This window comes from Clostridioides mangenotii TR (assembly GCF_000498755.1).
Taxonomy (GTDB): domain Bacteria; phylum Bacillota; class Clostridia; order Peptostreptococcales; family Peptostreptococcaceae; genus Metaclostridioides; species Metaclostridioides mangenotii_A.
The window spans coordinates 57,757-71,959 of the sequence record NZ_AXUS01000014.1; the positions used below are offsets into that span (position 1 = coordinate 57,757).

At 29.9% G+C, this 14,203-nt stretch carries 18 protein-coding genes; 4 read left to right on the forward strand and 14 right to left on the reverse strand.

All coding sequences use genetic code 11. The annotated features are described in order from the left end of the window. Window positions 1-13 precede the first annotated feature (13 nt). Window positions 14-706: an HAD family hydrolase gene (locus T473_RS0108530; RefSeq protein WP_330369439.1), complete on the reverse strand. Its 693-nt coding sequence runs from the start codon at window positions 704-706 to the stop codon at window positions 14-16. A gap of 237 nt (window positions 707-943) precedes the next feature. On the opposite strand from T473_RS0108530, the gene T473_RS0108535 reads away from it, so the two are divergent. Then, a complete protein-coding gene (locus T473_RS0108535; protein ID WP_024621534.1) occupies window positions 944-1,684 on the forward strand; it encodes a LytR/AlgR family response regulator transcription factor in 741 nt (246 codons plus the stop codon). A 71-nt stretch (window positions 1,685-1,755) separates the two neighbouring features. On the opposite strand, the gene T473_RS0108540 is transcribed toward T473_RS0108535, so the two are convergent. Then, window positions 1,756-1,944 carry a ferredoxin gene (locus tag T473_RS0108540; RefSeq protein ID WP_024621535.1) on the reverse strand — a complete coding sequence of 63 codons (189 nt, stop codon included), beginning with the start codon at window positions 1,942-1,944 and terminating at the stop codon, window positions 1,756-1,758. 623 nt (window positions 1,945-2,567) lie between these two features. Between T473_RS0108540 and T473_RS0108545 the strand changes: the two genes are divergently transcribed. Then, on the forward strand, window positions 2,568-4,001 hold the full coding sequence (locus tag T473_RS0108545) for a glutamate synthase-related protein (RefSeq protein WP_024621536.1): 1,434 nt from the start codon (window positions 2,568-2,570) through the stop codon (window positions 3,999-4,001). Between the two features lie 87 nt (window positions 4,002-4,088). On the opposite strand, the gene T473_RS0108550 is transcribed toward T473_RS0108545, so the two are convergent. Together T473_RS0108550 and T473_RS0108555 are read right to left on the reverse strand one after the other, a co-directional pair. After that, complete coding sequence (locus T473_RS0108550) at window positions 4,089-4,400, reverse strand: hypothetical protein (protein WP_024621537.1); 312 nt, start codon at window positions 4,398-4,400, stop codon at window positions 4,089-4,091. Between the two features lie 49 nt (window positions 4,401-4,449). Further along, window positions 4,450-5,001 (reverse strand): helix-turn-helix domain-containing protein, encoded by a 552-nt coding sequence (locus T473_RS0108555; RefSeq protein ID WP_024621538.1) that lies wholly within the window; start codon window positions 4,999-5,001, stop codon window positions 4,450-4,452. A gap of 125 nt (window positions 5,002-5,126) precedes the next feature. On the opposite strand from T473_RS0108555, the gene T473_RS0108560 reads away from it, so the two are divergent. Beyond that, window positions 5,127-6,077: a DMT family transporter gene (locus tag T473_RS0108560; protein WP_024621539.1), complete on the forward strand. Its 951-nt coding sequence runs from the start codon at window positions 5,127-5,129 to the stop codon at window positions 6,075-6,077. Between the two features lie 175 nt (window positions 6,078-6,252). On the opposite strand, the gene T473_RS0108565 is transcribed toward T473_RS0108560, so the two are convergent. Next, entirely contained in the window at window positions 6,253-6,591 is a 339-nt protein-coding gene (locus tag T473_RS0108565; protein ID WP_024621540.1) for a zinc ribbon domain-containing protein YjdM, read from the reverse strand. Between the two features lie 291 nt (window positions 6,592-6,882). Beyond that, a complete protein-coding gene (locus T473_RS0108570; RefSeq protein ID WP_024621541.1) occupies window positions 6,883-7,410 on the reverse strand; it encodes a DUF2262 domain-containing protein in 528 nt (175 codons plus the stop codon). A 405-nt stretch (window positions 7,411-7,815) separates the two neighbouring features. Here T473_RS0108570 and ppnP point away from each other — a divergent pair, with 405 nt between their 5' ends. Continuing rightward, window positions 7,816-8,124 carry a pyrimidine/purine nucleoside phosphorylase gene (ppnP, locus tag T473_RS0108575; RefSeq protein WP_024621542.1) on the forward strand — a complete coding sequence of 103 codons (309 nt, stop codon included), beginning with the start codon at window positions 7,816-7,818 and terminating at the stop codon, window positions 8,122-8,124. Window positions 8,125-8,519: 395 nt separating this feature from the next. Here the strand turns inward: ppnP and T473_RS0108585 are convergent, their stop codons facing one another. The 8 genes from T473_RS0108585 to T473_RS16540 form a co-directional block, all read right to left on the reverse strand. Next, the gene (locus tag T473_RS0108585; protein WP_024621543.1) at window positions 8,520-8,867 is read right to left on the reverse strand and encodes a GIY-YIG nuclease family protein; all 348 of its coding nucleotides are present in this window, start codon (window positions 8,865-8,867) and stop codon (window positions 8,520-8,522) included. Window positions 8,868-9,222: 355 nt separating this feature from the next. Continuing rightward, a complete protein-coding gene (locus T473_RS0108590) occupies window positions 9,223-9,468 on the reverse strand; it encodes a DUF1653 domain-containing protein (RefSeq protein ID WP_024621544.1) in 246 nt (81 codons plus the stop codon). A 206-nt stretch (window positions 9,469-9,674) separates the two neighbouring features. Then, complete coding sequence (locus T473_RS0108595; protein ID WP_024621545.1) at window positions 9,675-10,529, reverse strand: GNAT family N-acetyltransferase; 855 nt, start codon at window positions 10,527-10,529, stop codon at window positions 9,675-9,677. Between the two features lie 95 nt (window positions 10,530-10,624). Next, window positions 10,625-11,545 carry a GNAT family N-acetyltransferase gene (locus T473_RS0108600; RefSeq protein ID WP_024621546.1) on the reverse strand — a complete coding sequence of 307 codons (921 nt, stop codon included), beginning with the start codon at window positions 11,543-11,545 and terminating at the stop codon, window positions 10,625-10,627. A gap of 320 nt (window positions 11,546-11,865) precedes the next feature. After that, a complete protein-coding gene (locus T473_RS0108605; protein WP_024621547.1) occupies window positions 11,866-12,483 on the reverse strand; it encodes a C39 family peptidase in 618 nt (205 codons plus the stop codon). Window positions 12,484-13,124: 641 nt separating this feature from the next. After that, window positions 13,125-13,325 carry a cold-shock protein gene (locus T473_RS0108610; protein ID WP_024621548.1) on the reverse strand — a complete coding sequence of 67 codons (201 nt, stop codon included), beginning with the start codon at window positions 13,323-13,325 and terminating at the stop codon, window positions 13,125-13,127. A 187-nt stretch (window positions 13,326-13,512) separates the two neighbouring features. Further along, window positions 13,513-13,659 carry a hypothetical protein gene (locus tag T473_RS19755; RefSeq protein WP_330369440.1) on the reverse strand — a complete coding sequence of 49 codons (147 nt, stop codon included), beginning with the start codon at window positions 13,657-13,659 and terminating at the stop codon, window positions 13,513-13,515. 26 nt (window positions 13,660-13,685) lie between these two features. Further along, complete coding sequence (locus T473_RS16540; RefSeq protein ID WP_330369441.1) at window positions 13,686-14,129, reverse strand: DUF488 domain-containing protein; 444 nt, start codon at window positions 14,127-14,129, stop codon at window positions 13,686-13,688. Between the last annotated feature and the right edge of the window lie 74 nt (window positions 14,130-14,203).

The following is a 14,203-nucleotide window of genomic DNA, read 5'->3' on the forward strand; positions in this document are numbered from 1 at the left end:
TATTTTTAAAATATCAAAATAAAATATTAGCTAATTTTTCAACACTTTCGGCTATATAATTAGGTTTAGAATCTTCGATCTCATCCAAGTCTCCATAGCCGTACAGCACCCCTATTGAGTCAATTCCAATATTATTTGCACCGACAATATCATATTTTCTATCACCCACCATGACGATAGATGTTTTATCAGATTCTAAATAATCATTTATTGCAAATCTTATTACCTCTTCTTTGTCAGATCTTGTACCATCCAAGTTACTTCCTACTATATTGTCAAAATACTTATATATGCTGAAATTATGCAATATTTTTTCTGCGAATACAGTTGGTTTTGAAGTTGCTAAAACTATTTTTTTATCATTAACATGTAGTTCTCTGATTAAAGCTTCAATTCCTGGGTATATTTTATTTTCATATAAACCCTTTTCTTTAAAGTACTCTCTAAATTTTTCAACAGCTTTGATAACTTTTTCATCATCAAATCCATACTCTGATTTAAAAGTATCGTGAAGTGGTGGACCTATAAATTTAACTAAGTTTTTCCTATCTTCTTCGATTCCAAAGCTTTTTAGTGAGTATTGAATTGATTTTGTAATACCTTCTTTAGGATCTGTTAAAGTTCCATCTAGATCAAATAAAATTATATCGAATTTTGTTTTGATAATAATCTCCTCCTCAAGTAAAAATTGTATGTAGGGTAGCACAAATAAAGGCACAAATAAAGATTTTTTTATTTTTTATTAAATTTGTTAATCATACATTATACATGATTATTGTGAAATATACTCGTTTTATTGTTCAATGATGTATTTCATCACATATCCTTCCATTCATACCAAAAGTATTATATAATTAAACTAATTAGGGGATATATATATAATTGTATACAAAAAAACACATTAGTTAACTATCTAATGTACTTAGAAAGGATTTGTAGAGATATGCTAGAAGTTTTTTTATGTGATGATACCAAAAGTATTGTTGAAAAATATAAAAATATCTTATTAAATATTTCTAAAGAAAAGGATATCAAGTTAAATATTACTACTTTTAGTAGTGCAGAACAACTTTTATTCGATTTAGAAGGTAAAGATTGTTATGCAGACATAATTTTTTTAGATATCTTAATGGGAAAAATGAATGGGATAGAGCTAGCAAAAGTTTTACGCTCTAGGGGTTGCAAATCTGAGATTATATTTCTAACTACAAGTGTAGAGTATGTCTTTGATTCATTTGATACGCTTCCTTTTAACTATATTGTTAAGGATAAGGTGACACCAGGAAAATTTGAAGAGGTATTTTTAAAAGCTGCTGCTACTATAGACAGCAAGAAAACAGACATATTTGTATGTGGGTCTGGATCTGTGGTTAAAAAGATTCCACTCGATGATATTCTATTTTTCGAAGTAAGGAATCGTATTACAACTGTATACTATGGTGATTCTTTTTTCAATTTTTATTCCTCGATGGATAAAATAGAGTCTTCTCTAGAAGAAAAACACTTTGTAAGAACACATAGATCTTTCTTAGTTAACCTTAAAAATATTGATAAGATAGAGAAAAACAATATATTTATGTCAAATGGAGATTCTGTTCCATTGAGTCTTTCAAATGCAAAAAATGTAAAAAATATTTTTTCAAAATACTTAACTGAATCTATGTATAAAATAACAAACAGATAAAACGGTATACCGTTTCATCTGTTTTATTTAGTATTCAATCTATTTATTTTTTGTAGTTAATTATTTAATGATTATTCTACAGTTATAGCTGAAACTGGACATCCCTCTTCAGCGTCTTTAGCACACTCTTCAAACTCTGCTGGTATTTCACCTTCAATTGCTTGAGAATGACCTTCATCACTCATACTAAATACATCTGGACATGTTCCTATACATGCTCCACAAGCTATACATACATCTGGGTCTACTACTGCTTTCATAATTAATACCTCCATAAATTTCATATTTATCTCTATTATACCTGAAGTTTGATATTTTAAACAATTATTTTTTCGGAAATCTAGTTATACTTTTCATTAAATTATATACTGCATTCAATATATTGCAGTTCATTTAAATACAATTTTAAAATTTATATTTAAATGAATTTATATCTGTCTTTTTATAATTAACAATTGAAAGTTTAAGGAGGATATCGCAAAACAATTTAAAAATTGCCTTTGAGATATCCTCCTCTTGATTTTCCAGTTTAAATTTTGCTTGCCTAACTATTACTTTCTAATGTCTCCTATGTTTATCCTTCTTTTTTCGTTATTTTAATTAAAAAACTTTTTCTTTCTCTTCTTGCTTATTAATTTTTTTGCCTTGTTGTCTATCTTGTCTTAAATACGTCTATTTCATCATAATACATTAACATTCTATTGACACTTGAGCCAGTTTTGAAAACTCACCTATTTTAAACATAATAGTCCTCCAATATATAGCGTTATATTTAGTAAAGTTAAGATTATTTTATACTTCAATAGATTAAACTAAGAGTTATCTTTTACAAAATCAACCTCTATTCTGGTATAATTAAATTAAAATGATAGAAGGGAATGATATGATGTACAAATGTTCAATATGTGGTTATATCTATGATGAAAAAGAACAAGGAAAATTATTTTCAGACTTATCAGACGACTGGAAGTGCCCAGTATGCACCGGACCTAAGTTTTTATTTGAGGAAGTTGAGGGAAACAACAACAGTAATCAAGAACCTAATAAATCCAAATCGACTGATAATTCTATTAAAAATGAAGGTTCTGAATCCCTAGACTATCTAGGAGAATTCACTAGAGCCAATGACGATGTCGAAAAACACATGGATATAATTCACGAAATGGCCAAAACTGGTGCTCCAGTTATAGCTCCTATGAAGACGCAATTACCTATAATCTCTTGGGATGATATCCTTATCCTAGGGGCACAGCTGAATCCTTTTCCGCTTAATGAGCACGATGAGGTAAAAACACAGACTACTATCGGTAAAAAAGCAAGAAAACCAATGGTTATAGAAAGTCCTGTATACGTTACACATATGTCCTTTGGGGCATTATCTAAAGAATTAAAAATTTCTCTAGCACGAGGAGCTGCAGCAAACAAAACGGCTATGTGTAGTGGTGAAGGAGGAATTCTTCCTGAAGAGATGCAAGAATCGTACAAATATATATTTGAATATGTACCAAACAAGTACAGTGTTACAGATGAAAATCTAAAAAATTCGGATGCAATAGAAATTAAAATCGGGCAGGGAACAAAGCCTGGTATGGGAGGTCACCTTCCAGCGGAGAAAGTCACTGAAGAAATCTCAAAAGTAAGAAATAAACCTTTGGGCCATGATATAATAAGTCCTTCTAAATTTGAAGAGGTAAATTCAAAAGAAGATCTTAAAGGGATGGTCGACATGCTTAGAGAAAGATCTGATGGCCGTCCTATAGGCATAAAAATTGCGGCTGGTCATATAGAGAAAGATCTAGATTTTATAGCTTATGCAAATCCAGATTTTATAACTATAGATGGACGTGGTGGAGCTACAGGAGCAAGTCCAAAACTGTTAAAAGATGCCACTACTATTCCAACGCTATTTGCACTTCACAGAGCTAGAAAATACTTAGATAAAAACAATTTAGATATAGATTTAGTTATGACTGGTGGATTAAGAGTTGCCTCTGATTTCGCAAAAGCCATAGCTATGGGAGCAGATGCAGTTGCTATCGGAAGCGCTGCAATGATGGCCGCAGCTTGCCAACAATACCGTATTTGTGGAAGTGGTAAATGTCCAGTTGGTTGTGCTACTCAAGATGAAGAACTCAGAAAAAGACTCGATGTGGATAAGAGTGCAAAGAGAGTATTTAACTATTTACATGCGAGCTTAGAAGATCTAAAATCCTTTGCAAGAATTACTGGTCACGAGAATATCCACGATCTTAGCATTAGCGATCTGTGCACTGCTAACTCTGAGATATCCGACCATACAGATATTCCTCACGTTTAGAAATTAGGTTAAATTAATAGTAAAAGAAGCCTCACCAAAAGTTTTAGATATCTTACAAAACTTTGACGAGGCTTCTTTTACTTCTTTCTATAATCCGTACTCTTTAACTAAATTTGAAAAATGGTGTCCATATATACTATTAGCTTTTGTATCACACACAAGTACTAAATAAAAATTCTTCTTTATTGGAAACATTATATGAATGTATGATTTATCTACATTTTCATATAGATGCTCAATATAAGTATTTTCGTATTCACTTTCTTTTATATACTTATCTATAAATAATTGAAACATATACTCATCGATATCGCTTAAAATTCCATCGTCTAAAGTTTCAATTTCATTCATAGGCCTAACAAACGTTGCTCTAAACTCTTCACTAGTCAATTTTTTCATTGTCTTTATCAATCCTTATCTTAAAATATTTTTAATACTATATTTCTTTTTAACTATAAACTATAATATTGTGGAATGTACACTTTAGATACCCAAAGTTTTCATAGGTATGTTCAACATTTGCAGTGAATCTTATGCAACATCCCTTCTCTAAAACAACTTCTTTATCGTATAAAGTCATTTTTAAAGCACCCTCTGTCACTAATATATACTCCTCTACCCCATCGTCGTGCTTAGGAGATTTATGCGTACAATCTTTATCTAAATCAATAACAAGTATTTCAAAATTCTTTTTACTATCGTATGGAAATACTGGATAAATCCTCATTTTATCACTATTTTCAGATATATAACTTATTTTACTTGCATCTACAATCTCATAATCACAAATCTGCTTTTCTATAAATGAGGAAAAAGGGACTTTTAAACCAGTAGATATCTTCCAAAGTGTAGATACTGTTGGGTTTGTTTTGCCGTTTTCTATTTGTCCCAGCATAGATTTACTTACACCTGTTAAGTTTGATACTTCATCTAGACTCATTTTTTTATTGCTTCGTATTCTATTTAAGTTCTCACCAATAACCATATTTAAATCTTCCAAGCTATATTTCACCTCTTTGTATAGTATATTGCATAATTATATCATATATTGTATTATATTACTTGTGACCAAATTACAGCTATTAATTTTAAGCCATATATCATATTATAACAGGAGGACATTAAATGAAAAAGGCACTATTTTATGGTATAGCATCATCCTTGTTTTTTGCATTTACTTTTGTGCTAAATAGAAGCATGAATCTTTCAGGTGGAAACTGGATGTGGAGCGCATCTCTTAGATATATTTTTATGCTTCCACTCTTATACATAATGCTTTTAAATAACAGAGGGATTAAAAATGTATTAAAATCGATAAAGAGCACCCCGAGACCATGGATAATATGGAGTACAATTGGTTTTGGACTTTTTTATGCACCTTTAACTTTCGCTTCTGATTATGGGCAGTCATGGTTAGTTGCAGGATGTTGGCAGCTGACTATAGTTGCAGGTATCTTACTAACGCCTATGTTTGGAGAAAAAATTCCTCTAAAAGGTCTAGCAATGTCATTTGTAATACTAGCAGGTGTATTTTTAATACAATATGAGCAAGCATCTGATGTAGATATTAAACAAATATTTTCGACTATAATACCAATAGTAATTGCGGCTTTTGCTTACCCACTGGGAAATAGAAAAATGATGCAGATCTGCAAAAACGATCTAACCACTACTGAAAGAGTATTTGGAATGACACTGTGCAGTATGCCATTTTGGATTGTACTTGCATGTTTTGCACTAGATAAAAGTGGACTTCCTAGCATCAACCAAGTTTCACAATCTTTTGTTATCGCTATATTCTCTGGCCTTATAGCTACAATACTGTTTTTTAAAGCAACGGAACTCGTTAAAGACAACGCTCACCAACTTGCAATAATTGAGGCAACTCAATCAGGAGAAGTTGTATTCACTCTACTAGGAGAGGTTTTGATACTCGGAGGAATTTTACCTGCCTTAAAAGGATTTGCAGGTCTAGCTTTAATCATAGTAGGAATGATATTGAACAGCTTGGTAGCTTCTAACTCAAATAAAGATGTTTTAGCAGATATTGAATCTCAAAACAGTGCTACAGCTTAAATACTCTATTTTTATATATGAGATATTTAAAGATATTGATTTCTAAATGCAGAATATAAAATAAGATGCCCATGATCGGATATTGTATCCAATTCTAGGCATCTTATTTTTAATTTACAAATCAAGAACTCAATTATAAGCAAACTATTAAAGTTATTTTGTATCTCTAATCTATCTATATTTTCTTTACAAATTCCGACTTTAACTTCATAGCTCCGATTCCATCTATCTTACAGTCTATATCGTGATCGCCGTCTATAAGTCTTATATTCTTAACTTTAGTACCCATCTTAACAACAAGTGAGCTACCTTTAACCTTTAGATCTTTTATAACAGTAACTGTGTCTCCATCATTAAGTTCGTTTCCATTTGAATCCTTAAATACCTTTACATCGCTCTCTTCGTCAATGCTATCTTTAGACCACTCGTGTCCGCATTCTGGACATACAAAAAGATTCCCATCATCGTAAGTATATTCCGAAGTACACTTCGGGCAATTTGGTAATTTTTCCATTTTGAAATCCTCCACTATTTAATTTGTTTATTCCACTAATATTTATACTGCCATATACAGACTATAAAGACAAGACCCATCTTTCACTGCTTTATTTCTTAAATCATAAAACTTTATCTATTGTTTTAGCATCGATATACTATTGGATGAAGCTCTACTTCTTTATCTTGATTTATAAACAAGTAAAATAATTTTCTAATTTAATGAAGGCACTTATTAAATAAATATTGCAATGTTGCTAAAAATCCTGAGGTTCGCATGCAACTAACCTCAGGATTTTTACATTTTTTGCTATCCTATTAAACCTCTATATTTAATCTCTTTTGCCTTAGAAATAGAAATATTTATTGCATGTCCTGCAAAATAATCTGGCGAACAAGTTATATATAAATCAGCTATATCCACCTCGAATTTTTCATCCATGTATATAGCTATGCTGTCCAGCCCCAAAGACTTTTTAAAACTATCTTTAGATACTGGCACAGTAACCTTTTGATCATCTTCTATTATATAAGTATTCTCTTCACCTTCACTAGGCTTCGCCGAAGATACCCAATCATCGACCAAGTCTGCAATTTCACCTTCTGTAACACCATTTTCAATTATCTCATAGTTACTTTTAATCCAATTTAAACGTTTATTTATTGAATTGGTTACTTTGTCTATTTCAGATGTACTCAACTGACCAATAGGCTTTATAAAGTCCACTATATACAGTACTACTTTGTTGGAAATCGGGTCTAAATCGAAATCCATTATTTCTATATCATCCCCATCAGGCATTTCTGCTATATAATTTTTTATATTCAATTCCTTCATTTATTTCTCCTTATTTTTGTCTAATTTTAATTTGTTTTAAAATCTTTATATTTTTTATACCAAATAGCAGTATGTTAATCTAATAATTTTAACCTATTTTATTAAGTCTAACATATTTACACTTTGTATACACAAATAAAATGAATTAGCCAAAAATATAAATAACAAAAATAAAACAAGGTTATTTATTGTATTATTTAAATTATTATACACAAATGAAATAATGCTATTGATTATTCTACATTTATTGGCTATTATTGTAATTAGATGAACTTGTTAATAAATTAATAAGTTTAAAGTAATTATATATGCTCACTAGTCAATTTGCTTACAAATGGTGATGAATTATGATTACCACAGTAAGAATTGCCTTTTGATAAATCAAAAAAAAGGAGATTATCTAAAATGGAATTTAATAATGTTAAACTAGTAAAAGCTGCAAATGTGTATTTTGATGGAAAGGTAACAAGTAGAACATTTTATATGGAAAATGGAGAAAGAAAAACTTTAGGTTTCATGATTACCGGAGAGTATAAATTTAATACTGATGCTGAAGAGTTGATGGAAGTTCTTGGTGGAGAAATGGCCATCAAATTGCCAAATGAATCAGAATTCTCTACTTATAAAACAGGTGATTCTTTTGTAGTCCCTGCCAATTCTAGTTTTGATGTAATTGTAAAAACTTATGCCGATTATTGCTGTTCTTATAAATAGGCTTAATTTTTGCAAATTATCGCTTTAATTAGTTCTAAAGAAAAGATGGAAATATATTTGTTTGTATAATATAAAAATGCTCCCTTCATGCCAAAAGTTTTTTTATTTTAACTGTTTAATATAAAGGGAGCATATATTAGTGTATCCTCATCACATTTGCTTAATCTTATCACTATAATATGTTCTTCAAAATCATCGCTAATCTATTTGGTAGTTTATTTAAATCCAATATATCTAAAAAACACTCTTCTCCATAGACTCATTTTATTACTTCTTTATCCTGTTCAATAGCGGCTGCAAAGAAAGTGATTCCTTCTCTTGTATATTCCGATACTATATTTTTCATATCTTCCTCTGCATTCTAGTTGAATTGTTGCTAAGCTAATTCAGATTGTTTAAATTTCTTCTACATTTTCGAATTTTTCTTTCCAAAACCCAATCAACACTTTTAGGTCCTCAGTATAGTCTGTTTTAGATTCATCTTTATCGTATTCCAATATTTCAAGTACTTTTATCTCAAAATCTTTTTCCGTATTTTCTTTCCACTCTTTTTGAAGTTCTCTATTTTTATGACCTCCAGCATTCAACTTAAATCTCTCCCCATTTAAAGTTCCTTTTAAATCCTGATTATAGCCTAGATATACTTTTCCCGTTTTTAAAGACTTAATCATATAAACACCCATCTCAGACTTCATTTCTTTATATTTTAATAATAATTCTTTTTTCCTATTTTTATCTATCATTTCATCACCTCATTAATATGTTTTTTTGTTTTACTATTACATAATTATGGTTTATATAATATATTATTTTAAATACTATGTCAAGTTAATAGTTTATTTTACTAATATATTAGCTTCTATTGGTTCAAAGATATTTTTAAGATTTAAATTCTATAGATTTAGATCTTAAAATAATACTTCTCATAAAAATAGAACGTATCAGGTTTTCAATCCCTATACGCTCCACATATTATGATGTCTTCTTCTAATCTACCCGGATATATACAACCTCCTTGTTTTTCATTTTTCAGATTCTTTATTCTGCTACTTATTATTGAAGTTTAGAATTTATCATCTCTTAATATATTTATATACTTTATAACTTCGAACTATCGTAAAGCTCAAATCTGTACTCTTGATTTGTGATATTATCTATTCTTCCCGCCTCAACTTTTTCTAAAAACATCTCTAGCGGCCTCACAAACATTCCATACGGCGGGTAAAGCGCTTGATACGATACCAACACTTCCTCAGTTTCTGTATGTGTAACTATATGATGTACGTAGTATAATTTCCCTTTAAAATGTCTGTATGGTCTTTGTATCTCTATCTCTCTATTCATAAATATTATCCTTTCATTATAATTCTTGGAATAATAACATCTTGCTTAACATGAATTCCTTTCGTAGGTATGGTTCTTCATTTACTATCAGCTGTATTTATTATGTTAGATGCGGAAACAGCAGCTAATTAATCTACGAATTATAATTAATATAGTATTATAATATTTTAAAAGAAGAGGTGAACCTAACAGATTCACCTCTTCTTTTAAAATAAATCCAACTTCATTTCATATTTGCTACCAAACTCATAAAATCCCAAACTAGTCAAAAACGCATGTGATGATAAGTTCTCATCATCTATATTTGTAACTCTAATATTATCTGATCTTGTTTCCTTTACTAAGTCATTTAATATACTTCTACCAATTCCTCTTCCTCTATACTCAGTATCTACAGCCAACTGAGGTATATCTCCTGATTTTATATCGATTACTCCATATCCTACAATTTTATCATCATTTAGTACTGTTGATATTTTAAACAATTCTTTCACTGATGCTATTGAATCATTGGAATTTTGCCATGATGGAATTCCATCCCAAAACTCCTTAATATAATTCCAATCATCAAAAGTCATATATCTTGTTTCCACATTGTGATCACTTGTTGTGGAGTCGTATTCATTCTTAGCTATTTCATAACATGTAAATTCTCTAATCGCTTCAAATCCTCGATTTCTATAAACTTCTATCGCTCTAGGATTATTCTTTAAAACCTCGAGAATATACTGTCTTATATTCCTTTCTCTTAGTATATCTTCATTGTATCTAAGCATTTTATTCGATATGCCTTTACCTCTATACTCACTTATAATTCCCTTACCTAAATCATAAGCGGTCCATTTTCTATCTATTTTTCTTATGCCATTCAATACAAATCCAATTAAGTCATTGCCATCAAATACCCCCACAGATATTTCAGGGTCGTATCCTTTTCTCGATATCATTTGATCAAATTTATTTATAGACATTTGCATATCTATTTGGTAGTCAGAAAAAGCTTTATTAAATGTTTCATGTAAAGTTTCTAAACTTGCATTCTTCAATGTCTTGTATCTCACTTACAGACATCTCCCTTCTATTTATATCAACAATTTATATAGTACCAGTTCGTTTCTAAACTTCTGAACCTTGTGTCTAAATTATAATACTTATGTTACGCATGAGACAAGGTAGGAAATCTTAAAAATTTATTTTCAAATGGATTGTACTTCCCTTTCTTTATAAAAAGCGTTGTGTCTTCCTCTGTTAGCAAATCCATATTGTAACCGGAAGTATCCTTTGGTATAAATCCTAATACTACTTTCTCAATTTCACTATTTGCTATTACATTAATAATAATATCAAGTTTTACTTCATCTGGGCTAAATAATTCATGTAAATATAGTGTATCCTCTTCAAAATCACAAATGACTGCTGTATTGTAATCTTCTAAATAATAAATATCATTCTTCTTAAAATACGTACAGTGAAACATTATTAGAGATGGATTATTTATCATTGATACCGATGAAAATATTCTCGTATTACAGACCAAATTGTATAAAATAGCTCTGTCTTTATCATTATCCATATTTAATTTCCTTATATTTGTATTTCTCATCGATTCTGTTGAATTATCTTCTTTGCCTTTTCTTAATGAATACACGTATTCATCTATTTTAGTAAATCCGAACTTTGGATAGAAATCTAAAACACTATCATTGGCGAAAAGATAAATTAAATCACAATTATTCTCCCATTCTTTTAATACAGCCTCTAATAATGTCCTACTAAATCCTTGACCCTGGAAATCTCTATCTGTCATAACAGTTCCTATTTGTATAAATCTTTTTTGTTCTCCATAAAAATCAAAGTCAATAATATTTACCGATACATTTGCAACTATTTGATCTTCACACAATATAGAATATGGTATATACCTTTCTCCCCAATGCCCATCATTGTACCATTGTTCAAAGTTAAATCCATAAGTCTTCTCTGTCAATTTATTAAAACTATCCCTTGATGCTGATTCATTCTTATAATCACATTTATAAGGATATTTTTTATTATTTATTAATAAATATCCATCCATAGTTTAATCTCCTTTTATTAATATTTTTACTTATTAATTTATAAAGCTCTCCATGGTCTCAATATCACGATTTTTACTCTATCACTATAAAAATTTTATGTAAATTATCTCCCGAGAAATAGATTAGTCAACCTTATGATACCTTATTATATTTTAGTATTCAAGAATATCTCCTACTACTACTAATGCTAATCCCATAATATCCCACATTAAAAGAGAGCAATATCACAATCTGCAATATGGCTCTTAATCACTTAATTAAATCGTATAGAGGTCTTTTTCTATGTATTCTAAAAACTATCGGTTTTGTTAAAAATCCTCTACTTTTTAGGTTCTGCTATTACCCATTGTTGTATTGCGTGATCGTCAGGAAGTATATTTCTATCTTGCCACATATAGAAAAATCTCTCAGCCGGATATGTATAATAACCATCTTGATCATGATCTGAAGTATCATAAGCATCTGCAAATATTATAACATCATCACCGAAATCATCCGTTCCCATAGTATCGTAACCTATGATATCTTGCCAGTGGCCTGCCCAATCAATCCATTCAATCATTATCGGTGTTTGATTCTTTAAATTTTTGATAACCCAACTCTTGAACTCTTCCGGATCAGTAAAACTGTATCCATCTTTATCCGCTTCTGTTAAGCTTGATGCTACATTCCAACCTTTTTGATCAAAGAATTTTACCATCCCTGCTGTAGATGTTCCATACTCACCTTTTTCATTTGCTTCACCAGGGTTTTCTTTGTTATTTCCATTTATATCTTGATTGCACTGCATAATATCAGCTATTTTTAGCTCTTCATAGCTCTTTTCACCGTAATGTTCTAAGACCATAAGCGCTGAAACAGGCCCACATGTATACTCTGTAGTTTGTTGATATGTCTTAAACTCTGGAATTATTGTAAGATTTTCATCAGATTTCATACTATATACATCTAACTGTTTAAAGTAAGGTGAATCATTGTGATTTCCTCCACCTGCATAAGATGAAGCGCCCGAAGATGTCGTGTCATACCCCTTTGGAAAGGCTATAGTATTCTCTACCTTAACATTACCTTTTTCTTCTTTCTTTGTATAGGCTTCTTTATTACTACATCCTACAACACTTGCACCAATAACTAATGATAGTGCTAAAGTAACTATTTTTTCATCTCACTACCTCATTTCTTAGTTTTATAATACCAAGTATATCATGATTTCTTGCTTTGTAAACAATATTTTGATTATTCTATTTTACGATCACCTCATGTATACTCCTTATCTACAAGGTTTTAACGTTTTTTATAAAAAATACTTACTTATACTAAACTATTTAGTTAGTTTAGTATAAGTAAGTATTTTTATAAACTGTATATGTTTTTTATTACATATTTTTTAAAAGTATTTTTTTCCAACGTATACTATATTTTACATATTTTTCTTTCTAATAAATATTTATTTTTCGCTAAATTTCTATATATATTTTTCGATTTGAAAATAAAAAATTGCAACTAAGAGCTTTTTTATTTTTCAAATAAAAAAAAGACCCATACTTGGATCTCTTTTCTAAATGATCGATGTCTATATTATAATATAGTTATGTTATCTGCTTGAGGACCTCTTGCACCCTCAACTATATTAAAACTTACTTTTTGACCTTCTTCTAATGATTTAAATCCATCAGTTTGTATAGCTGAGAAATGTGCGAATACATCATCTCCACCTTCTACTGATATGAATCCAAATCCTTTGTCATTATTAAACCATTTTACTATTCCGTTAGTCATTCTAACTTCTCCTATTAACCTATTCAAAAAAATTTTTGATTTATTGTAGTTTATCTACTTAATAAAGTATAACTCTTTTTTGACATAGTAGCTAGTATTATTTTTATTATTTTTAAAATATTTTATTTTACTGGCTATTTATCCCATATAATGTATGCTTAATTCGTAAATATTTCGGTTTTAAATTCTACTTTTCTAGATGTTCTGTTCTGTATCCAATTTCTTTATTTGCCATTTTATAAGCTTCATTTATCATGTCTTCTCTCGACATCGCAGTTCCTAATAAGTTGTCCATACTTAATTGATTTCTATTGCTAAAGTACTTATCTAGCAATGAATTTTCTATATATACTTCATCCCCTAATATTTCTTCGTGAAGTATATGGTTACTATGAATCCTTCTTCTCTAAGTATCCTCCCCATCAGAACGCTTCTATGGCACCTTATAGGCTCTTGCATTGCTCCTAATAGCACAATCCTATAACCCATCTCGCATCCGTTTCTAAGCCGTTTAATTCCGTTTAAAAAGACATCTTCTTTTAGTACTTTTTCAAAGTCTGCGTATCCTTCAAGTGTATAACTTGCTGGATCTATACGTTTAGCCCCAAATTCTTTTCCCATGTATATGTACGTATATCCAGATTTCTTAAGGTTTTTATGGAAATCCTCTTTATTGTACTGTACATTGTATTTTGAGTACGGTGTCTCTCTTATATCTACTATGCAATCTATATTGTATTTCTTTATCATCTCTAGCAATTTATCGTACGGATAGTTTGAATGGCCTATTGTATATATTTCCATTTAATCACCTATCTCATTTTCACATACATAGTTCAATTATAAAGTTTTTTAATTATATAAACTTTCTTGTTAAA

What these genes read in the sequence shown, in the direction of transcription:
- T473_RS0108535 (WP_024621534.1), top strand. Translation starts at nt 944, where the DNA reads ATGCTAGAAGTTTTTTTATGTGATGATACCAAAAGTATTGTTGAAAAA.
- T473_RS0108590 (WP_024621544.1), bottom strand. Translation starts at nt 9,468, where the DNA reads ATGAATAGAGAGATAGAGATACAAAGACCATACAGACATTTTAAAGGG.
- T473_RS0108585 (WP_024621543.1), bottom strand. Translation starts at nt 8,867, where the DNA reads ATGATAGATAAAAATAGGAAAAAAGAATTATTATTAAAATATAAAGAA.
- T473_RS0108560 (WP_024621539.1), top strand. Translation starts at nt 5,127, where the DNA reads ATGAAAAAGGCACTATTTTATGGTATAGCATCATCCTTGTTTTTTGCA.
- T473_RS0108540 (WP_024621535.1), bottom strand. Translation starts at nt 1,944, where the DNA reads ATGAAAGCAGTAGTAGACCCAGATGTATGTATAGCTTGTGGAGCATGT.
- T473_RS0108550 (WP_024621537.1), bottom strand. Translation starts at nt 4,400, where the DNA reads ATGAAAAAATTGACTAGTGAAGAGTTTAGAGCAACGTTTGTTAGGCCT.
- T473_RS16540 (WP_330369441.1), bottom strand. Translation starts at nt 14,129, where the DNA reads ATGGAAATATATACAATAGGCCATTCAAACTATCCGTACGATAAATTG.
- T473_RS0108545 (WP_024621536.1), top strand. Translation starts at nt 2,568, where the DNA reads ATGATGTACAAATGTTCAATATGTGGTTATATCTATGATGAAAAAGAA.
- ppnP (WP_024621542.1), top strand. Translation starts at nt 7,816, where the DNA reads ATGGAATTTAATAATGTTAAACTAGTAAAAGCTGCAAATGTGTATTTT.
- T473_RS0108610 (WP_024621548.1), bottom strand. Translation starts at nt 13,325, where the DNA reads ATGACTAACGGAATAGTAAAATGGTTTAATAATGACAAAGGATTTGGA.
- T473_RS0108600 (WP_024621546.1), bottom strand. Translation starts at nt 11,545, where the DNA reads ATGGATGGATATTTATTAATAAATAATAAAAAATATCCTTATAAATGT.
- T473_RS0108565 (WP_024621540.1), bottom strand. Translation starts at nt 6,591, where the DNA reads ATGGAAAAATTACCAAATTGCCCGAAGTGTACTTCGGAATATACTTAC.
- T473_RS0108605 (WP_024621547.1), bottom strand. Translation starts at nt 12,483, where the DNA reads ATGAAATCTGATGAAAATCTTACAATAATTCCAGAGTTTAAGACATAT.
- T473_RS0108570 (WP_024621541.1), bottom strand. Translation starts at nt 7,410, where the DNA reads ATGAAGGAATTGAATATAAAAAATTATATAGCAGAAATGCCTGATGGG.